The organism is Streptomyces sp. NPDC047982, from assembly GCF_043204165.1.
Classification (GTDB): Bacteria; Actinomycetota; Actinomycetes; order Streptomycetales; family Streptomycetaceae; genus Streptomyces.
On record NZ_JBIDBS010000001.1, the window covers coordinates 53,840 to 73,216 of the forward strand.

The following is a 19,377-nucleotide window of genomic DNA, read 5'->3' on the forward strand; positions in this document are numbered from 1 at the left end:
CCCTCGGTCCCCCGCGACAACAGTGGGACTGTCGATGGCCGGCCGCCGCCGTACCGTCCGGCGGCTGTTGCCGGTGGCCGCCGTCAATGGCCGCTGCCCATGGCCGCCGACCGCGCCTGCGGCTTTCGGCCCGTGGCCGTCGGCCCGAGACGTTCGGCCCGTTACCGTCGGCGCGTTCGCTGGTTGCCATCGGCCGGGGGTCGTCAACCTTGATCGCTTTCGGCCGTGCGTCATCGACGCACCAACGGTGACACGCCGTCTGTCAGCGTCGATCCCCAGCACATCACATAACGCATGCACTCCGTCACCGTTCGTCGCGAATTGACGTGAACGGAACGTTCCCTTCCGAATATCGAGGCATCGGTGCGTATCGAGACATCGGCACGACCTGCCGCGATGCCTGCGGTTCCTCCGATTCGGTCCGATGCCTCCCATACCTCCGATGCCTCTGTGCCGGATGGGGATGCGGTGGAACCGCCCGGCCGAGAGACCGTGGTAAGGGGGTAAGCGGGAGGCCCTGACGCTCAGTCCTGCCGAGGCCGCAGGTGCAGCGGGAGTCCGGGGCCTGGACGGCCATTCGCCGTTCATATGTACGGTCGTTCGCCGTTCGTATGTTCTGATGAGGCCCGCTCGGACACAGCCCGCTCAGACGAGGCGGACGGGTTTTTCCGGCCGTACGCCGACCGAGGCGAGCCAGGAACGCAGCGGTCCCGCGTCTCCGTCCTCGACCAGACTGAGGACCGGACCGCCCAGATCCGCCCGGCGCTCGCCGTCGACCAGCAGGGCCGGGCCGTCGAGCCAGTCGAGGCCGGGGGTCGCGCCGGCCGTGTCGACGGCGGCGCAGCAGACCATCGCCGCGACGTGGTCGGCAAGCAGCTCCGTACCCGTACGGTGCGGCAGGAGCGGGAAGAGCGGGAGGGGTACGGGCCCCCAGAAGCCCAAGGCGTCCCCTCCCGCGTCGACGGCGCCGGGGGCGCCCTGCGCCATCGGTGCGCCGTCGGACGGAGGGCGGCGCCGGGCTGCTGCCGCCTCGCGGGCCACCGCGGCGCCGATGCCCGCCGCAAGCTCCTCACCGTCGTCGTCCCGGCCCGCCAGGTACTCGACGACACGGGCCAACGTGGGCACCCCCGCGTCGGAGGGAAACGCGGCGTGGGCGGGGGTGGGTGCGGCGTGGCGGTCGGAGGCGGCTGCGGGGGTGCGGTCGGATGCGGCTTCGTGGTCGGAAGCAGGAGCGCGGTCGGGGGCGGCGACCGGGCCAGGGTCGGCGGCATCGGCCGCGCCACGGCTCCCGGCCGAGTCGGAGTCGGAGCCGGGGACGGTGCCGGCTCGGCCGGCGCCACCGCCGGCGACGGCCGGGGAGTGTGCGGTCGCGGGCGCGGACGCCGCACGCATCGGGTCGAGGGTGTCGAGGACGCGGTGCAGACGGGCCGCTTCGGTGCGCCACTTCCGGTCGACCACCTCTTCCGGGTACTGCTGCCAGTCGACCGGCGACCACCCTGGGCCGGACTCCGGGGGGCCGCCGTGGAACAGCCGGGCCGCCAGCAGGGACGTCGCCTCGTCGGCCGCGCCCGGCTCCTCCAGGAGGTCGCAGGCGGGACGCTCGCCGAGCCGCGAGGCGAAGTCGTCGGCGAGCCGGTCGCGCCTGGACAGCTCGGTGAGGGCGGACACCACCCCCGCGTCCAGCCTGGACGGCCAGCGGCCCATCTCCCACGCGGGCAGCGCGACCCGCGTGAGCAACCGGTCCCAGCCCGCGTACGCGAGGCCGACCTGCTCCTGGGCGACGACCCGAAGGCCGTAGTCCACACCCTGTGCACGGACGGACGCGGCGGCGGCGACGCCCCGTTCCATCTCCGCAGCATGGCTGCGACAGCTGCGAAGCAGCAGCCGGGCGATCCAGCCGACGACGACACGGGGCGCTCCCCGCACCACGGACAGCGGCCCGGGAACCCGTACGGCGGCGTCCGCGACCACCCCGTCGAGCCCCCTGACGAACCGGCGCGCCGCCGCTATGTCGGGGTGCGCGGAGGGGCCCGTGCCCGCGACGACCGGGGCGAGCACCGCCCGTAGCTCCGCGACCCTCATCCACCACAGGAACGGTGAACCGATGACCAGCACGGGAGCCGTCAGGGCCCGTCCGCGGCCCCGGGACGCGGTGCCGTCGTAGCCGTCGTCGGGCCGCGCCCCGGAACGCCCCTTCCGCGTCGGGGCAGGCTGCTTCCGGTCGGCATCGAGGCGGGACGGGGGCTGCGCCGAGGGGTGTGTGCGGTCCTCCAGCCAGCTGTCGCAGTCGGGCGTGAGGGCTATCGCCGAGGGCGCGGGCACCCCCAGTCGGTCGGCGAGGTCCCTGACCAGGCGGTAGAGGTCGGGAGCGGCCTCCTCGGCGAGCGGCACGGTCGGACTGACCGCCGGCCTGGCCCGTACGACCGCGACGGCGACTGCCGCGGCGACCAACAGCACGACGACCGCGCAGGCGGTGACGATCCAACGGGCCACGTCCCATGCGTCGCCCACCGCATGGCCCTGCGCGCCCGCGACGAGCAGCACGACGGCCACGGCGGCCGGAAGGACGGCTGCCGCGGTGGCTCTGTTACGGATGCGCAGCAGAGCGACAGCCCGGGCACGCGCGCTCCGCGCACCCGGCTCCTCACCTGCACCGATACCGGACACGGCCGGACGTCACCCCCTCTGCCCCCGCAGCGGTGTTGCTCACTCCCCCACTGTGGCACCCGTCACTGACATCGCAATGTCAGTGGGCCAAGTGCCGGAGTGCCTGCGCCGCACACTAGTTGGGGGTGTCGGCGAGCGTCAGCCGGATGACTCAGGCGTCACTCGATGGAATGGCTTTGGGCAAAGGTGCTGGCGCACTGCCAACTTTGGCAGTGTTGCGCCAGTGGCCGAAAAGAGGGGGCCGCGACGGGGCCGGAACAGGGATCGGATCGGAGCGAGCGGGCGGGGCCAAGAGGACCAGACGAGACGGCCGGGGGGAGAGGCTGGGCGAGGGATCGGATGCGGGCAGGTCCGCCTGCGCACGGGTGGCCGGTCACACGGGTGGCCGGGCTCGGCCCGCGTCCCCGGGCAAGACGAGACAGGCCCGGGCTCGGGGAGCCCCGGACGACCCCGGTGACCGGGGAACGGCTCCGGCGGCCGAGCCCTGGAGAAGTTCGCAGTCGGCCCGGCGGCCGGGCCGGCTGCCGCAGAGCGGGTCCGGGCCACGCTGCGGCAGCGGGGCCACGAGATTTCGGTCACCCACACCCCGGCCCCCGGCTGCGCCGCGCCGCGGCAGCCGGGCCCCTTGGCACGGTCCCGACAACCGACCCCGACCGGGCCTCGGCACGGTCCCGTCAGCCGACCAGGGCCCCGTGACATCGCCTCCGGTGGCCGACCAGGCCCTTGGCATGACCTCTGGTGGCCCCGGGATCCGGCTTCCGGGACCCGGGTTCCGGGACCTGCGACCCGGGACCTGCGACCCGGCTTCCGGGCTTCCGGGCTCAGGCTCCCGCGGCCTTCCGGGCGATGTCCGTACGGAACTGCGCGCCATCGAGCCGGATCCGGGCCACCGCGGCGTAAGCACGCTCACGGGCGGTCGCGAGGTCCTTGCCGGTCGCGGTCACGGACAGCACCCGGCCGCCCGCGCTGACGATCGTGTCGCCGTCCCGCCGGGTGCCGGCGTGCAGGACGTACGCGTCCGGGGCATCCTGCGCCGCCACGTCGTCGAGCCCTTCGATCGGGTCCCCCGTCCGCGGCGGACCCGGGTAGTTGTGCGAGGCGATGACGACGGTGACGGCCGCGTCGTCGCGCCAGTTGAGCGGTGGCAGTTCGTCGAGGGTGCCGTTGGCGGCGGCCAGCAGCACGGCGGCCAGCGGGGTCTTCAGGCGGGCCAGGACGACCTGGGTCTCGGGGTCGCCGAACCGGGCGTTGAACTCGATCACGCGGACACCGCGCGAGGTGATCGCGAGGCCCGCGTACAGCAGTCCGGAGAACGGGGTGCCACGGCGGCGGAGCTCGTCGACGGTCGGCTGGAGCACCGACTCCACGACCTCGTCGACCAGCTTGGGGTCGGTCCACGGGAGCGGGGAGTATGCGCCCATGCCGCCCGTGTTCGGGCCCTCGTCGCCGTCCAGGGCGCGCTTGAAGTCCTGCGCGGGACGGAGCGGCAGCACGGTGGTGCCGTCCGTGATCGCGAACAGGCTGACCTCGGGACCGTCGAGGAACTCCTCGATGACGACACGGCCGCAGGCCAGGGCGTGGGCGCGGGCCACCTCGATGTCCTCGGTGACGACGACACCCTTGCCGGCGGCGAGACCGTCGTCCTTGACGACGTACGGCGCGCCGAAGGCGTCGAGGGCGGCATCGATCTCGACGGGGTTGGTGCAGACGTAGCTGCGGGCTGTGGGCACGCCCGCCACGGCCATCACGTCCTTGGCGAACGCCTTGGAGCCCTCCAGCCGGGCCGCGTCGCCGGAGGGGCCGAAGCAGGGAATGCCGGCAGCACGCACGGCGTCGGCGACCCCGGCGACGAGCGGCGCCTCCGGGCCGACGACCACCAGATCGGCGCCCAGTTCGGTGGCGAGACGCGCGACGGCGTCACCGTCGAGGATGTCGACCGGGTGGAGTTCGGCCACCTCCGCGATACCGGCGTTGCCGGGAGCGCAGTACAGAGCGGTGACGTCGGAGTCGAGGGAGAGGGAGCGGCACAGGGCGTGTTCGCGGGCGCCGCCGCCGATGACGAGGACCTTCACGGAATGCAGCCTAGCCGCCGGGGCGCGGCGGTCTTGACGGGCGCCGCTCCGTGGACACACCGGGCGACGCGGCGCGAAGCGGCCCCCGCGCCGTACGGGCTTTCGCCCGGGGCCGGGCTCCGTACCCCGCGCCGTGCATCACGGCCCCGCGCCCCGCCGTACGGGACGGACACGCCGCTGCGTGTAGACGCGTCCGCGGACTCCCCCAGTCCCGTTCGCGAACTCCACCGGCCTGTGCGGGGAGCCCCCCCCAGTCCCCGCGGCGAACTCCACCAGCCCGTGCGCGGACTCCGCGGGCTCCTCCCGCTCGCCCCCAACCTCTCCTGCTCGCCCGCGAGCTTCTTCCTGCTCGCCCGCGAGCTTCTTCCTGCTCGCTGCTCGCTGCTCTCTACTCGTTACCCGTGCCCCGCGACCCGTTACTCGTTCGTGAACTCCTCCAGGACCGTGGCGCCCAGCTCCCGGACGATCAACTCGTGCCCGGACAGCGCTGAATCGACCAGGTCCGGATCGTCGGCCTCGGGGATGTCGTCCTCGGGAGCAACAGGCTGCGGCGCCTCGGGCGCGGCGGAGGACTGCTGCGGGGAGTAGGACGCCGGGGCGGGTTCCACCGCGGGTGGCGCGCTCGGCTGCGGGGTCGGGGCGGCGGCGGGCGCGGGGCGGGGCTCGTACTGCTGCTGAGGCGCGGGCGGCGATGCGGGGCGCTGAGCCGCGGGCGGTGCGGCGTAGGACCGACCGCCGCCGGGCTGCGGCGGTGTGCCCGCACCGCCCGAGGGGTCGACGATCGCCTCGATCTTCCACTGCGCGTTGAACCGCTCGGCAAGGGCCTGTCTCAGCACGTCCTCGCTGCCGCTGCTCGCGAAATTGTCGCGGGCACCCGCGTTGAGGAAGCCGAGTTGCAGAGTGGTGCCGTCGAAGCCCGTCACCTGGGCGTTCTGACTGAGCAGGATCCAGGTGAACCGGCGGCGGTTCTTCACCGCTTCCAGGATGTCCGGCCACATGTTCCGTACCTGACCCGCGCCCTGCGCCATTCCCGGGCTCGGCTCGGCGGCGGGCGCCGGTGCCACGGGAGCGGCCGGGGCAGGGGCGGCCGGGGCGGGCGCGGACTGCGGCGCCTGCGACCGGCCGGGGGCGGCGGCGGTCGGCCAGCCGCCTGGGCGGCGGCCGGATTCCGGCGCGGTGGCGGTGGGCCAGGCCCCGGGACGCTGACCGCCCGCGGGCGCCCCGGCCCCGGTCGGCGGCGCGACGGGGGGCTGCTGGGGCACGGCGGGCTGCGCCGATGCCGGAGGCGCCGGTGCGGGCGCGGGCGGCATCACGGCTGCTGCGGCGGGCTCGGGCGCTGCGGGCGGGGGCGCTTCCCCTCGTGCGGCGGCGCGCGCCGCAGCGGGGCCGCCCGGCTGGGCGGCCGACGGGACGGGAGCGGGTGCATGGGCCAGGGCTTCGGGCCCCGGCACGTACCCCATGGCGGGCCCCGGCCCGGCGGTCGCGAAGGACGCGCCGCGCTCCAGCCGGTCCAGGCGGGCCTGCAGCGAACGCTCATCGTCGAAGGCGGCGGGCAGCAGCACCCGGGCACAGATCAGCTCGACCTGGAGACGCGGCGAGGTCGCCCCGCGCATCTCCGTCAGCCCCTCGTTGACCAGGTCGGCGGCACGGCTCAGCTCGGCCGCGCCGAAGACGGACGCCTGGGCCTGCATCCGCTCGACGACATCGGCGGGCGCGTCGATCAGCCCCTTCTCCCCGGCGTCCGGCACGGCGGCCAGGATCACCAGGTCGCGCAGCCGCTCCAGCAGGTCGGCGACGAAGCGGCGCGGATCGTTGCCGCCCTCGATCACCCGGTCCACGGCCTCGAACGCCGCGGCCCCGTCGCCCGCCGCGAAGGCGTCCACGATGGAGTCGAGCAGCGAGCCGTCCGTGTAACCGAGCAGGGACGTCGCCATGGCGTACGTCACACCGTCCTCGCCCGCACCGGCCAGCAACTGGTCCATCACCGACATCGAGTCACGCACCGACCCGGCCCCGGCCCGTACGACGAGGGGCAGCACACCGTCCTCGACGGGGATGTCCTCCTGGCCGCAGACCTGCGCGAGGTAGTCGCGCAGGGTGCCCGGCGGAACCAGCCGGAACGGGTAGTGGTGCGTACGCGACCGGATGGTGCCGATGACCTTCTCGGGCTCGGTGGTCGCGAAGATGAACTTGAGGTGCTCCGGCGGCTCCTCGACCACCTTCAGCAGGGCGTTGAACCCCGCCGAGGTGACCATGTGCGCCTCGTCGATGATGTAGATCTTGTAACGACTCGACGCGGGCCCGAAGAACGCCTTCTCCCGCAGATCGCGGGCGTCGTCCACGCCGCCGTGCGATGCGGCGTCGATCTCGATCACGTCGATCGACCCCGGCCCGTTGCGCGCGAGGTCCTGGCAGGAACGGCACTCCCCGCACGGCGTGGGCGTCGGCCCCTGCTCGCAGTTCAGGCAGCGGGCCAGGATGCGCGCACTGGTCGTCTTCCCGCAGCCACGCGGACCGCTGAACAGGTACGCGTGATTGACCCGGTTGTTCCGCAGGGCCTGCTGCAGCGGGTCAGTGACATGCTCCTGCCCAATGACCTCGGCGAACGACTCGGGGCGATAGCGGCGGTACAGCGCAAGGGACGACACACATACGAGGTTATCCGGGCGCACCGACAACCGGTCCCGCCCCGGCGCACCCGCCCTCACCGGACCATCTCGGGCCCTCGGGAAACACAAGGGCCCCCCACGCACCCGCCAGAGCCGACCTACCCTTGCTGCCTTCCGGCCCTGGGGGAGTTCAGTCAGATAGCGCCACGTGAGGGGCTGACGCCCACCTTAGCCGATCCCCACCCCTCCTGGTCCACCTCCCCACTCACCTCACCCACCCCACCGTCCACCCGCGTCCCGTCCACCCGCCGCCCGCTCCCCCGTCCCGGTCCCCCACGTCTCTTTCCCCGCATCTTCGAGCCTCCCCGAGCCGCTCCGAACAGTCCCGAGCGGATCTTGAAGCGGAAGGGGTTCGCGAGCACTCCTCAACGTCTTGTATTGTTTGCGGCGGAGGATTCGCCTAGTGGCCTAGGGCGCACGCTTGGAAAGCGTGTTGGGGGCAACCCCTCACGAGTTCGAATCTCGTATCCTCCGCCAGTGCCTCACCGGGCACGTTGTCGAAGGGCCCCACCGTTCGCGGTGGGGCCCTTCGACGTGCGTGGTCTCAGTTTTGGTCTCAGTTGCCTGGCCCTCACAGTAGGCAGCAGGTCCGGAGGTCGCGCGACCTCCGGAAGGAACGGCTGGAGCAGGCACGCAGCACCTGGTCAGTGTCATGGTTCGCCGTCGTCCCCGTCGGGACTCCGACAAGATGGACACCGTCATCTCCCCACCGCAAGAGATCGCCGCATGGCCTCGAACTCGACACCCCGACACCAGGGCCGTCTCGAACTGACCTGGACCGACAAGGACAAGACGCTCTTGTCGACCGGGGACGGCAGGGTCGGGCGACACCCTCGGCTACACCGTCGCCCTCCCCGGCGACCGCAACGGCAAGGGCGAGCCGGTCTTCTACTCCGGCTCCAAGCTCGCCCCGGACCTCTCCCTGCCCCGTATCCGCGAACGCTGGACTCAGAACCCGGACGACCCCACCCAGCAGCCTGCCTTGCCGTCGGTGACCGGGCCCGCGTCCGCACGTCGGCGCACCACCAGCGCCGCCTGGCGGGCGTTGCTCGTCATCGACCACGGTGACGACGGCGTCATCGCCGCGCAGATCGCCGCCACCGGCGAAGTCCTCGACGCCCTCGCTCAGACCTCCGCCGCCCACACCCGCCACGAACTCCAGGCAGCAGCCACACCGCGTTCGAACGCGCCTCCCGTTCCCACGTCCGCGCCGTACGAGGCCACGACCACGCCCTGCGCCGAGCCGCCCGCGACCTCGTCCACAGCGGCCCGGCCTTCGGCCGAGGTGAAGACGGCGCCACCACCGCGACGGTCATCGACATGCTGGTCTTCCTGATCACCGCCGCTGCGCACTGGCACGCCGGGAAACAGCACGCCCAGCAGGCCGAAGCCGCCCACCGAGCCGCCGCACACCTTCGCGCCGCCTACCCGGCCGCCGCCAGCAACCCCATGGCCCTGCTCCACCAGCAGGGCAGCCGCCTGGCCCCCTCCTGGCAACGCCACCACGCACCGCCGTACGCCATGCCCTGCCCGAACTGGCCGACCGTATCCTGGCCGAACCCGGCTGGCCCGCCCTCGCAGCCACCCTCCACGAAGCCCGAACCACCAGCCACAACCCCACCACCCTGCTCACCCAGGCAGCTGCCCTACGAGAACTGGACACGGCGGAACGCGTGAGCGACGTGCTCGTGTGGCGGCTTCGGCGGATGGCCGACCTCCCTGCGGATCCCCAGAATTCCCAGGACCAGCAAGCCAGCGGCGCCCGCGCCGTTTCCGCGCCAGGACAGCCCGCACACATCGGAACCAGGCCCGCGAACGGTTCCCCGCGACAGCGCTGACCCGCAAAACCGAGCGGTACCGCTTGTCGCTGCTTCGCCATCATGGGCGGAGGACGCGCAGCAATGCCGATCTGAACGCCCTCCTTCGCCGCCGTACCGCACGGACGTGGTCAGCCCTTGGCAGGCAGCTCCCGCGCCGCGTAGTAAGCGTGTAGTGCGGCCTCGCTGCCGGAGCCCAGAGCGGTCATAATCCGTTGGAAGCGGGCGGAACGGAGGTCGCCGGCCACGATGACGCGGGGGTGCTGGTCGGTGGGCGGGCAGTATCCGTCCGCGCCACGGGTCAGGTCGCCGGGCGGGGCGGTGGGCGCGTTTCCGATGCTGAGGTAGGCGGCATCCGCCGTGGTCGTCTGCCGTGCACCGCCCTGGCCCACCGCTTCCGCTGACACCGAGGCACCTTCTCCGCGGTCCAGCGTCAGGTGCTCAATGGGGAGGAGCGTGACGCGGGGGTCTTCTCGGATCTCCTCGATCTTGTACGCGTCGGCGGCCGGGTACGCCACAAGCAGGCGGGTGTCGGTGTCCGGGTGAGCCCGCAGGAAGGTGCCGATCGGGCGGTCTCCGCCGAGGACGAGAAGGGTGCGGCCCTCGGCGTCGTCCGCCTCGGCCTGCCAGAGCGGGGGCAGGGTGAGGCTGTCGGGAGCGGTGATCCAGGTGACGTCGCGGGGCTGGAGAGGGCCGACTCCGGTGGCGACGATGGCGTACGGGGCAGTGAGGCGGGTGCTGGCGTCGACTGTGGCGGTCACCTGGTCGTCGTCGGCGTGGAGTGCAGTGACGTGTCGGCCGAGTTCGAGGCGGCACAGCTCCGTGCTCTTCAGTTCCGCGACGATGGAGTCGGCGAGCTCGGGGCCGCTGGTGTAGCCGCCGAGGACGTTGTTCAGGGCCGGGATCCGGTAGAGGATGCGGCACAGCCGGTCCGGCTCGATCAGGATCGAGCGCATGCCGACGCTGGCGGCCATGCGGGCGGCGGCGCAGCCGGCCGGGCCGCCGCCGATGATGATCAGGTCGGTGTCGTACAGCGTGTCGGCCATGGGGCTATTCCAGCACCGGGGCCCCGGCATACGCAGTGAGTTGGCCGATCACGTGGTCGGTGGTGACGAGTTGGCCGGTTCCGATCAGGCGGCGGGCGACGAGGAGGCCGGCGTCGTGGACGTCGGGGCCGGCGTCGGTGGCGCAGGCGTCGGTGACGATCCAGGGTGCGTAGCCGTGTTCGAAGGCGTCGGCGGCGGACTTCAGGACGCAGCTCTCGGTGGCGATCCCGCAGAAGACGAGGTCAGTCCAGCCGGCCCGGCGGATCAGTTCGGTGGCCTCCGGGGTGAGGAGCGTGTACCCAGTCTTGTCAACGACCGTGTGTGCGTGGGCGGCAGCCTCGGCGAGTTCGGGGACGATGTCGGTCTCGGGCGCTTCTTGGAGCCGGCGCCACTGGAAGAAGCGCTCGTAGGGGCTGTCCGGATAGTTGAAGTACCGGGTGAAGATCACGGGTCGGCCGGCGGCGGACCACTGGGCGACCAGGTCGGAGACCGCGGGCACGGCGTGGCGGCTGTGGTGGTTCACGAAGCCGTTCTGCATGTCGATCACGACCAGCGCGGCGCTGCTGATGTCCATCCGGTATCTCTCCTGCCCAGGGTTCTCAGCCGACGCTCTCGCGTAGAGCGTCCTGTGCGGCGCGCAGCCGTTCGGCCAGTCCGCTGGTCTTCATGATGGCCTCCCGCATGAGGACGTGCTGCGCGGTCTCCTGGGCGCGGGCGGTGGTGAGCCGGGAGGTGGCGGCGCGCAGGAAGCGCCAACCGTACTGCTCGGGCATGGAGGGGTCCTGGCCGTCCTCGATCATCTGCTGGACCTGGCGGGTGAAGCACCACAGGGCCTGGACGGTCAGCTCGCAGGCGACCAGCTCGTCGATGGTGAGGCCGCGCTCGCGGGAGTGGGAGGCGTAGGCGACGCCGGACCAGCCGGCGTAGCCGGCGGAGACTCCCCGCACGCCGAAGGACACGATGTCCGGGTGGTCGAAGCCGGTGGCCAGGAGCGATGCCTCAACCGTGCCGTCCAGGGGCGCGGGCCCGCCCGGGGCTCCGCGGTCGACCAGGACCGAGGGTGTGGACAGCAGGCGCAGTCCGGTGTCGTAGGCGTCTCCGGTCCAGGGTGCGGAGGCAAGCCAGTATAGGGAAAGGACGTACTCGGGGTTGGGGACGCGGTCGCGGTCCTCGTCCAGGAGGTCGCGGAGCTTGTTCCGCGCCCAGGGCAGGTCGGAGGCGTACGAGCGGTAGCGCCAGACGGCGAGATCGGTGAGCGCGGGAGGCTCGTGCGGTTGGACGAGGTGGAAGACGGCGGCTCCGCACGCGAAAACGTGCAGAACGCAGTCCTGCGCTTCGGGGTGGTCCACGCGGGCCGAGGAGGACTCCAGCCACTGGTCGCCCGCGCTCGGCGTCATGTGCGCGCGGAGCCGGCCGGCGCGCTCGACGCCGATGAAGACCGGCAGGAACTTGTGGGAGTCGACTCCGATCCGGCCTGTGACGGGTGGAGCAGCGCCGTTCGTTCCCAGGGCTGCCGCGAACCGGGCCTTCACGTCATCCGACGCGCGGCCGAGCGCGGTGTCGAGGACGGCTTGGGATTCACCACGGGGCTGGTAACTCGCCCCGCCGCCTTCCCAGTTCGATACGGTCCGGTCGCTCACACCCAGGTAGGCGGCGAAGTCCCGCAGGCTCATGCGCAGGGCGTCGCGTAACAGCCGGGCTTCCCGGCCGGACCATCGCTGCACTGTGACCACCGTCGTACCCCCTGTCCGTCACCCGGTGGAACGCCGAAACGCCCAGCGTAGCCAGCCGTGTTCAGCAGCGCTGCGGCATTGCTGCAGCACGTCTACGTCACACCCCGTCACCGACCTGCACCATGCTGAGTTCACCGAGCCGGGGAGGTGCCGGCCGCGACCAGGCGGCCCTCCGCCCGTTCTCTCCTGTACCACCACCTGAAGGAGCAAACGGCATGACCGACATCGTTAAGCGCAACGCCCGCGCCATCCTCCTCGACGGCGACGAGCTGATTCTGATCAAGCGCACCAAGCCCGGGAGGGAGCCGTACTGGGTGTCGGTCGGCGGAGGGGTCGAGGAGGACGACGCGACCATCGAGGCGGCCCTCCACCGGGAGGTGTTCGAGGAGCTGGGCGGCAAGCTGGAGCGCGCCGAGCTCGTCCACCTGATCACCGACGAGCTGGAGGGCGGCGTCGGCATCCAGCACATCTTCGCCGCGCGCCTGGAGTCGATGGACCTGGCCGCGCGTACGGGGACGGAGTTCTCCAAGCCGGAGCGGGGCGGGTACGAGGTGGTCCGGGTGCCGTTCACCGCCGAGGCCGTCCGCGAGCTGAACCTGATGCCGCCGCAGCTCGCCGACTTCGTCGCCGCGAACACGGACGCGATCGTCTCCGTCCTCGACACCCCGATCCGCGAGGCGTGAGCGATGGCGCAGGTCCGGACTTCGTCAGCCTCAACGGCCCTGACAACGTGGGCAAGACGACCCACCTGGGGCGGCTGGCCGGGCGCTGGGACGGCTTCCAGCCGCTGGGAGCCGTCCACGAGCACGACCCCCAGCCGTGGTCGCGGGTGGCGGCCGGCGACTACGCCCGGTGGTGGTTCAAAACGTCCACGACGGTCGAGCTGACCGAGATGCTGCTCGTCGGCCATGCCAAGCGGGCCGCCGCCCGCGAGGCCGGGCGTACGGGGCTGCTGGACCGGGGCCTGCCCATGCTGCTTGCCGTGGCCACCGCGACCTGTGTGGTCAAGGACGGGCTGGCGGTCGGCGAGGGGTTGAAGACCGTGGCGGGCATTGCCGGTTCGCGGGCCACCGCGCCGGAGACCGCGATCCTCCTGCTGCCGTCACTCGACACCGAACGCAGCTACGCCATCACGAGCGCCCGCGAGGGCCGCCCCTGGACCGGGGTGTACCCGGCCTATCAGAAGACGCTGCACGCGGTCCTGCTTCACCAGGTCGACCACGGCGCGTACACCGCGGTCGTGGACTGCGAGGGCCGCTCGCTGGACGACATCCACTCCGACGTACTCGGCCACGTCGGCCTCCCCCGACCCACCGACGGGAGTCCCCGATGACCCAGAACTCCCCGCCCCTGGTCCTGCCATCTGGTCTGTCACGCGCCATCGCCGCGCTTCAGGACAAGGACCGGCACCGCCTGGACGACACCGTCACCCGGCTCCACACCGTCAACGGACGCCTGTGGAACGCCGAGGACCGGGTGCGCGGCGCCTTACTGTCCGCCGCCCAGGTCGCCGACTGCAAGCGGGAGATCGACCAGCTCAACGCCGAACGCAACGCGCTCGCCGAGCGGGCCGACGAGGTCCTCGGCTCGCTGGCGGACGCGGGCCGCGCCGACGCGCCGCTGCACACCGAGACGCTCGCCTCCGTCGTCGACCGCCTGTCGGTCCTGATTCTGCGGATCTGGCACAGCGAACGGGCGGCGGCCCGGGACGAGCTGGCCCGCCGACGCGTCCCCGCCCTCCACTGCCAGCGGGAGGAGCTGTGCGCCGCCCTCGACGCGCTGGTCGCCGATGTCGTGGCCGGCCGCCGTCGGCTTCCCGTACCGGCCCGCTTCAAACTGTACGGCCGGGACGACGCCGTCCTCGCGGAGATCCAGCCGAGTCGGCACCTGCGCCGGGTCCTCGCCTTCGGCGGGTTGAGCGAGTGCGGCAAGAGCACCAGCGCCGAGTTCGTCCAGCGCACGTGCGGCGCCCAGCGTCTCAAGATCGGCTTCCTGCTGCGGCAGGCCGCCCACCGGGAGGGCCTCGCAGACCCGTACGCGCTGTCGGCCCGCCGACAGGCCGAACTGCTGCTCGGCGAGCTGAACCGCTTCGCGGACGCCCACGTCGACATGAAGCTGTTCACCATCGAGTCCGTCCACGACGACGCGTCGATCGCCGAGCTCAAGCAGCTCATGGGCGACACGCTCCAGATCGTCTATCTGGATGCCTCTTTCGCCGTACGCGTCGAGCGGTCCGGGATGTCGGCCCAGGCCGTCGCAGCGAAGGACGAGATCAAAATGAGTCGTGGCGCCCACCAGGTCGCTGCGCTCGCCGACCACGTCATCGACAACACGGGAAGCATCGCCGCCCTCCGCGCCCGCCTCCGGCGCATCGCCGCCCCGCCCGCCACTGCGGCGCTGCGCGTGGCCACCCCGTACGGGATCGGCCTGTCGGCCGCCATCGCCTCGGCGACGGCCGACTTCACCGACGCGGTACGGGCATACGGCCCCGGCGTACGGCTCGCCGCCCTGACCGGCAGCCCCGGCGAGGGCAGCTGGATCGCCGGCTGGTCCGACCTGGACCTCCTCGTGATCGCCGAACACGAGGCCACCGGACGGGTCCACGAGGCCCTGGAGCAGTACCGGACCGCCCTGGGCGGTGCGGCCTCCCTCGGCCCCACCCTCGTCACACCCGGCGAACTGACCGCCCGGCGACTCACCCCGCGCCTGGCGTTCATCCTCCACCAACTCCAGCAGGGCAACCCCGTCCTGCACACCGCGCCCGACCTCGAACTGCCGAAGATCAGCCGGAACGAGCTGGCGTTCGCCGCTGTCCGGGAACTCCCGCAGGTCATCCTGACCATGCGCCGCCTGCGCGCCGACGCGGGACCGGCCACCCTGCGGCAGCTCTACAAGCACCTCGTGCTCGCCTGCCGTCTCCTCCTGCGCGAGCACAACCAGTGGGAGTCCGGTCCCGACCAAATCCTCGCCGCGGCCTCCCGCATGCCGGGCCTGGCCGCTGTGTCGGCGCCCTCCCTGGCCGAGATCGCCAGTGCCTGGCGCGACGGCGACACCGAGCTCGTTCTCAAGCCCGTCACCACGGCCGTCGACCAGCTCCTTACCTGGTACGCCGCCCAGCTCGCCGCCTGAACGGCCCCTCTCCCCTTCCTCCTTCTCCACCCGACAGGAGCTTCGCCATGCCCGAAACCATCGCCATGCCTTCCTTCTCAGCCCGGATCGTCGAGCGCCTCAGCGTCGGAGCCACGAGCCGCCGCGAGCGCGTCATCCACTCCTTGGACGGCCTGGAGGACCCGGTCCACCCCGATGCCCTGGCCAACACCGGGGCCGACCTGTGGCGTCTGCTCCAGGAGCAGGTGCCGGACGAACTCGGCTCCGTGGACTTCCTCCTTGGCCTGGACGCCGGCGGCATCTTGCCGACCGTCTCCCTCGCCGGCGCCGCCCACCTCCCGTACAAGATCGCCTGGAAGCTGCACCTCCCGCTCGACGGCGCGGTCCGCTTCAGCGAGCCCCACGCGATGCGCACCGACGTCTTCGCGTACGGCATCGCCCCCGGCCAGCGGATCGTCATCGTGGACGACGAGATCACCACCGGCCGGACCCTGGCCGACCTCATCCGCCGCCTCCGCGAGGCCAGCGCCGTCCCGCTGGCGGCGACCTGCCTGGTGGAGGACACCACCCGCGGAGCCCGCGACCTGCTCACCGACCTCGGCCTGCCGCTGGTCTCGCTCACCACGATCGAGGGCGCGGTATGACCACGGCCGCCCCGGCGGGGATCCGGTTCCACCACGGTTCCCCGGCCGTCTCTGCCGAGGCCGTCCACACCACCCCGCTCGGGTACGACCGGGACGACATTCCCATCGGCGCACCGCTCCCACTCGCTGCCTCCACCGAGCTCGTCCACCGCCTGAGCGGATGCGGTGAGATCGTTGTGGCTTTCGAAGGGAAGCTCGGCGACACCCTCCTCGCGCTCTCGGGGATGCGCGCGGTCCTCGACTGGCTGCGGCTGCGCTCGGTTCACGTGGCCGTCCGGGTGGCGGGTCCGTACGCGGAGCTGATCGCCCGCACCGGGCTGATCCCGCGACCCCAGACCACCACGCCCAGCGGCTGGCAGGCCGTGCTCGGCGACCGCGCAGGGGTCGAGGCACAGGGCTCGACGGCGGCGGTGAGCCTGGTGCTCGACCCAGCAGCCCCGCCCTGCTGGTCGACCGACGGACGCGCCCACCCGGACCTGCCCGCCCGCCACTACCTGGCGATGGAGCGCCGCCTCGGCATCCGCCTGCCCGCCACGGCCCCCTTCGCTCCCACCCTCGCGACCGGGCCGAACAACCTCGTGGAGGAACTGCGCTCGGTGGGCTGGCTGGGCGACCTGAACATCGCCGCCATCACCGCCACCAGCTGGCCGGAGCGCAAGGACTACACCGCCCAGCGGTACGTCGCCCTGGCCGAGCACATCGCCGAGGCCCACCAGGCCCAGGCCCGGCTGCTGCTCATCGGCGGTGACCGGGCGACGGCCTCCGCATCACCGCGGAGGCCCCCAGGCGCCATGTACAGGTGCTCAGCCTCGACGGGATGCCAGCCGACCACCTCGCCGACCTCTTCCCGCACTGCCACCTGATCGTCGGCAACGACACCGGCCTCACCCACCTCGCCGCTATGGCGCGCGGCAGAGAGTGCAGCGGCCCGCCAACCATCGGCCTGTACGCACGCCACAGCCACAGCAAGTGGCGCACCGGCCTGCCGCACCACCACGCCGTCGCCACCGACCTGTCCGACCGCATGCACCAGGGCGACCTCTGCCCCGTCCGCGATGCCATCGCCCCAGACACGGACGTCCACATGGACGCCTTCCCGCCCACCGCACTGGCCCAGGTCGGCCTGGAACTCCTCGACAGGGTGAGGCCATGACCGTCCAGCCTCTCCTCCGGCTCGGTCTGGTACGGCGCTTCACCCACAACCTGCTCTGCCCCGTCGACCTCCTCGGCCGCCCACTGCTCCTGAAGTACACCCGGGACCCGGCCGAGGCCCGCAAGGAGATCCGCGGCCACGCCCGCCTGTCTCGGCACTACCGCGTCCCTGCCCTCCACACCCACTTGCGCGTACCGGGCGGGCACCTCCTCGCGTACGAACGCCTCCCCGGCGACACCGACAAGGGCCTCCTGCTCGACCTCCTCAACGCGGACGAGCCGAGCAGTGACCTCCACACCTACATGGACCAGCTCACGGCCACGTATTGCGAGGTCATCCTCATGACTGCATCGCCGGCCGAACCGGCGCACGTCGTCCGCAAGCTGTACTGGGACCGCGCGGCACCCGGCGGCCGGCTCGACACGTACTACGCCGGCAAGGACTTCCTGATCGCCGACGGCCTCATCGACGTCCCGGTCTCCCGCCTCGACACGTACACGCTGAGCATCAACGGCCGTCGGCACCACCTGGACTGGGCGGCCACCCTCCGCTGGCTCCGCGCCCATTTCGCCAAGGCCGAACCCGTCTGGGCCGCCCTCACCCAGGGCGACCCCACCGACGTCAACCTCGCCCACCCGCTCGCCTGGTTCGACTACGACACCGCCGGGATGAACAGCATCGCCGGTGAGTTCGCCAACTTCCTCTGGTACGCCTCCGCCCTCGGCGGCTGGCTCGTACCCACGTACAACCCGACCGCCTTCGCCGACCATCCGGCTACCTTCGCGCACGTTCCGGCCAACGCCCCAGAGCTCCGGCGAGCGGACATCGACCACACCACGAGCACCATTCACATCGACCACGCCCCGCGCCTCTCGGCTCCCCGACGAACCGCCGTGACCGCGTACTGGAACCAGCTCGTACAACCAGTCGCGGACCGTCTCTGGCCCGGCGAGGACCTGGCGAACCTGCTCCGCCCCTACCTCGCCATGCGCATCCTCGGCGTCTACAACCTGGCCGACCTGGCCCCCGAGGACCGGCTCGTCCTCCTCGCCCGGCTCGCCGAGGCCATGAGCCCCGCCTTCGACCCGACCACCTACTTCTGCCCGCTGGAGTCGCCATGCCCGGCCCCCTGAACGGCCGCACCGCCCTGGTCACCGGAGCCACCGGCGGCCTCGGCTCGGCCATCGCCCGCCGCCTCGCCGCCGACGGCGCCACCATCGCCCTCGCCCACCTCAACGACGACCAGGCCGCAGCCGAACTCACCGCCCACATCACCGACAGCGGAGGCACCGCCGTCCCCCTGGGAGCCGACCTCCGCGAGGACGAGGCCGTACGCGCCCTCTGCCACCAAGCCCACGACGCACTCGGCCCGGTCGACATCCTGGTCAGCAACGCCGGCGCCTACCCCCGCCGCCCGTGGCCGGAGACGACGCCGACCCACTGGGACGACGCCCTGGCCACCAACCTGACCAGCCACTACCTCCTCGCCCACGAGCTCACCCCCGCCATGACGGCCGCCGGCTGGGGCCGGATCATCACCATCGGTTCTGTCCTCGCCACCGCGGGCCGCCACGACCTTGCCGGCTACATCAGCGCCAAGGCCGGCCTCGAAGGACTCACCCGCGCCCTGGCCCGCGAGCTCGGCCCCGCCGGCATCACCGCCAACTGCGTCGCCCCCGGCTCCATCCATGTCCCCGCCGAGAGCACCGTCGTCGACGACCCGGAAGCTATGACCGTCCGGCAGCTCGCCCGCCAGTGCGTCCAGCGTCGGGGCCGCCCGGACGACGTCGCCGCGGCCGTTGCCTTCCTCGCCACCGACGACGTCGGCTTCATCACCGGCCAGACCCTGCGCGTCGACGGAGGCTGGCTCCTTGGCTGACATCTGGCTCATGCGCCACGGTGCCTACGAAGGCCACCGCCCCGGCTACCACGCCCCGCACGAAGCCGCCCTCACGCAGGAGGGCCGCGACCAGGTACGCCGCTCCCTCCCCCTCCCCGAAGGCATCACCGCCATCGTCACCAGCCCGATCCCCCGTGCCCGCCAGACCGCCACCCTCGTCTCGCACCTCACGGGCCTGGCCATCGTCGCCACCTCCGGCTTCCTCGCCGAATGGCGCGCCCCGAGCATCGTCCTCGGCCGCGCCGCCGAGACCTACCCGCCGGCCTACCGCGCCTGGCGAGCCCGCCGCCTCGCCAGCCCCTCCCTACGCTGCGAAGATGGCGAAAGCCTCACTGACCTCCACACCCGCGCCCGCCACTGCGCCACCTTCCTCCACCACACCGCCCAACGCCACGGCCCTCTCCTGGCCGTCTCCCACACCCTCCTCCTCGGCGTCCTCACCCACCTCCCCGAAGGCCCGGCCGCCTTCGTCACCGCGGCGAAAACGCCCTGGCCGTTCGCCGAACTCCGGCTTCTGCCTGCCCACCAACGCGTGGGACCCGGTCTTGAGTGACCTGCCCGGTGAACA

General features: G+C 72.3%; 15 protein-coding genes, 1 tRNA gene, 1 other RNA gene and 1 pseudogene. 11 read left to right on the plus strand and 7 right to left on the minus strand.

Features of this window, described 5'->3' with window-relative positions:
- Nucleotides 1-645 precede the first annotated feature (645 nt).
- The 4 genes from ACGF2V_RS00230 to ffs all read right to left on the minus strand — a co-directional run bounded on the left by ACGF2V_RS00230 (nucleotide 646) and on the right by ffs (nucleotide 7,569).
- Nucleotides 646-2,667, minus strand: coding sequence for a hypothetical protein (locus ACGF2V_RS00230; protein ID WP_362705863.1), 2,022 nt, complete (start codon nucleotides 2,665-2,667; stop codon nucleotides 646-648).
- 821 nt (nucleotides 2,668-3,488) lie between these two features.
- Nucleotides 3,489-4,739: a phosphoribosylamine--glycine ligase gene (gene purD, locus ACGF2V_RS00235; RefSeq protein ID WP_362705861.1), complete on the minus strand. Its 1,251-nt coding sequence runs from the start codon at nucleotides 4,737-4,739 to the stop codon at nucleotides 3,489-3,491.
- A gap of 416 nt (nucleotides 4,740-5,155) precedes the next feature.
- Complete coding sequence (locus ACGF2V_RS00240) at nucleotides 5,156-7,387, minus strand: DNA polymerase III subunit gamma and tau (RefSeq protein WP_362705859.1); 2,232 nt, start codon at nucleotides 7,385-7,387, stop codon at nucleotides 5,156-5,158.
- A gap of 85 nt (nucleotides 7,388-7,472) precedes the next feature.
- An RNA gene (ffs, locus tag ACGF2V_RS00245) (signal recognition particle sRNA small type) lies at nucleotides 7,473-7,569 on the minus strand.
- Nucleotides 7,570-7,797: 228 nt separating this feature from the next.
- Between ffs and ACGF2V_RS00250 the strand changes: the two genes are divergently transcribed.
- Nucleotides 7,798-7,885 (plus strand) — tRNA-Ser (locus ACGF2V_RS00250).
- Between the two features lie 325 nt (nucleotides 7,886-8,210).
- Nucleotides 8,211-9,246, plus strand: a pseudogene (locus ACGF2V_RS00255) (mobilization protein); the annotation flags it as partial.
- A gap of 110 nt (nucleotides 9,247-9,356) precedes the next feature.
- On the opposite strand, the gene ACGF2V_RS00260 reads toward ACGF2V_RS00255, so the two are convergent.
- Genes ACGF2V_RS00260 through ACGF2V_RS00270 form a run of 3 tightly spaced genes read right to left on the minus strand, consistent with a single transcriptional unit; the run spans nucleotide 9,357 to nucleotide 11,944 of the window.
- A complete protein-coding gene (locus ACGF2V_RS00260) occupies nucleotides 9,357-10,271 on the minus strand; it encodes an FAD-dependent oxidoreductase (protein WP_362705857.1) in 915 nt (304 codons plus the stop codon).
- Between the two features lie 4 nt (nucleotides 10,272-10,275).
- Entirely contained in the window at nucleotides 10,276-10,845 is a 570-nt protein-coding gene (locus tag ACGF2V_RS00265) for an isochorismatase family cysteine hydrolase (protein ID WP_362705855.1), read from the minus strand.
- Between the two features lie 25 nt (nucleotides 10,846-10,870).
- Nucleotides 10,871-11,944, minus strand: coding sequence for a hypothetical protein (locus tag ACGF2V_RS00270; RefSeq protein ID WP_362619944.1), 1,074 nt, complete (start codon nucleotides 11,942-11,944; stop codon nucleotides 10,871-10,873).
- A gap of 275 nt (nucleotides 11,945-12,219) precedes the next feature.
- Between ACGF2V_RS00270 and ACGF2V_RS00275 the strand changes: the two genes are divergently transcribed.
- The 9 genes from ACGF2V_RS00275 to ACGF2V_RS00315 are packed head-to-tail and all read left to right on the plus strand — an operon-like array spanning nucleotide 12,220 to nucleotide 19,362.
- On the plus strand, nucleotides 12,220-12,687 hold the full coding sequence (locus tag ACGF2V_RS00275) for an NUDIX domain-containing protein (protein WP_362619871.1): 468 nt from the start codon (nucleotides 12,220-12,222) through the stop codon (nucleotides 12,685-12,687).
- Nucleotides 12,684-13,337, plus strand: coding sequence for a hypothetical protein (locus tag ACGF2V_RS00280; RefSeq protein ID WP_362619869.1), 654 nt, complete (start codon nucleotides 12,684-12,686; stop codon nucleotides 13,335-13,337). Before ACGF2V_RS00275 ends, ACGF2V_RS00280 begins: the two co-directional genes overlap by 4 nt.
- Nucleotides 13,334-15,133 (plus strand): DUF4254 domain-containing protein, encoded by a 1,800-nt coding sequence (locus ACGF2V_RS00285; RefSeq protein ID WP_362619867.1) that lies wholly within the window; start codon nucleotides 13,334-13,336, stop codon nucleotides 15,131-15,133. The genes ACGF2V_RS00280 and ACGF2V_RS00285 overlap by 4 nt, the downstream gene beginning before the upstream one ends.
- A 47-nt stretch (nucleotides 15,134-15,180) precedes the next feature.
- Nucleotides 15,181-15,756, plus strand: a complete 576-nt coding sequence (locus ACGF2V_RS00290; protein ID WP_362619865.1) for a phosphoribosyltransferase — start codon at nucleotides 15,181-15,183, stop codon at nucleotides 15,754-15,756.
- Complete coding sequence (locus tag ACGF2V_RS00295) at nucleotides 15,753-16,619, plus strand: hypothetical protein (RefSeq protein ID WP_362705853.1); 867 nt, start codon at nucleotides 15,753-15,755, stop codon at nucleotides 16,617-16,619. Before ACGF2V_RS00290 ends, ACGF2V_RS00295 begins: the two co-directional genes overlap by 4 nt.
- Nucleotides 16,574-16,909 carry a glycosyltransferase family 9 protein gene (locus ACGF2V_RS00300; protein WP_362705851.1) on the plus strand — a complete coding sequence of 112 codons (336 nt, stop codon included), beginning with the start codon at nucleotides 16,574-16,576 and terminating at the stop codon, nucleotides 16,907-16,909. Before ACGF2V_RS00295 ends, ACGF2V_RS00300 begins: the two co-directional genes overlap by 46 nt.
- On the plus strand, nucleotides 16,906-18,042 hold the full coding sequence (locus ACGF2V_RS00305; RefSeq protein WP_362705849.1) for a hypothetical protein: 1,137 nt from the start codon (nucleotides 16,906-16,908) through the stop codon (nucleotides 18,040-18,042). The genes ACGF2V_RS00300 and ACGF2V_RS00305 overlap by 4 nt, the downstream gene beginning before the upstream one ends.
- Nucleotides 18,027-18,788 carry an SDR family oxidoreductase gene (locus ACGF2V_RS00310; RefSeq protein WP_362705847.1) on the plus strand — a complete coding sequence of 254 codons (762 nt, stop codon included), beginning with the start codon at nucleotides 18,027-18,029 and terminating at the stop codon, nucleotides 18,786-18,788. The genes ACGF2V_RS00305 and ACGF2V_RS00310 overlap by 16 nt, the downstream gene beginning before the upstream one ends.
- Nucleotides 18,781-19,362 (plus strand): histidine phosphatase family protein, encoded by a 582-nt coding sequence (locus ACGF2V_RS00315; protein WP_362705844.1) that lies wholly within the window; start codon nucleotides 18,781-18,783, stop codon nucleotides 19,360-19,362. Before ACGF2V_RS00310 ends, ACGF2V_RS00315 begins: the two co-directional genes overlap by 8 nt.
- Nucleotides 19,363-19,377: the final 15 nt, after the last annotated feature.

Excerpts from the sequence above, each read along its gene's own strand:
- ACGF2V_RS00260 (WP_362705857.1), bottom strand. The coding sequence starts at position 10,271 with ATGGCCGACACGCTGTACGACACCGACCTGATCATCATCGGCGGCGGC.
- ACGF2V_RS00265 (WP_362705855.1), bottom strand. The coding sequence starts at position 10,845 with ATGGACATCAGCAGCGCCGCGCTGGTCGTGATCGACATGCAGAACGGC.
- ACGF2V_RS00270 (WP_362619944.1), bottom strand. The coding sequence starts at position 11,944 with ATGAGCCTGCGGGACTTCGCCGCCTACCTGGGTGTGAGCGACCGGACC.
- ACGF2V_RS00275 (WP_362619871.1), top strand. The coding sequence starts at position 12,220 with ATGACCGACATCGTTAAGCGCAACGCCCGCGCCATCCTCCTCGACGGC.
- ACGF2V_RS00285 (WP_362619867.1), top strand. The coding sequence starts at position 13,334 with ATGACCCAGAACTCCCCGCCCCTGGTCCTGCCATCTGGTCTGTCACGC.
- ACGF2V_RS00290 (WP_362619865.1), top strand. The coding sequence starts at position 15,181 with ATGCCCGAAACCATCGCCATGCCTTCCTTCTCAGCCCGGATCGTCGAG.
- ACGF2V_RS00295 (WP_362705853.1), top strand. The coding sequence starts at position 15,753 with ATGACCACGGCCGCCCCGGCGGGGATCCGGTTCCACCACGGTTCCCCG.
- ACGF2V_RS00300 (WP_362705851.1), top strand. The coding sequence starts at position 16,574 with ATGCCAGCCGACCACCTCGCCGACCTCTTCCCGCACTGCCACCTGATC.
- ACGF2V_RS00305 (WP_362705849.1), top strand. The coding sequence starts at position 16,906 with ATGACCGTCCAGCCTCTCCTCCGGCTCGGTCTGGTACGGCGCTTCACC.
- ACGF2V_RS00310 (WP_362705847.1), top strand. The coding sequence starts at position 18,027 with ATGCCCGGCCCCCTGAACGGCCGCACCGCCCTGGTCACCGGAGCCACC.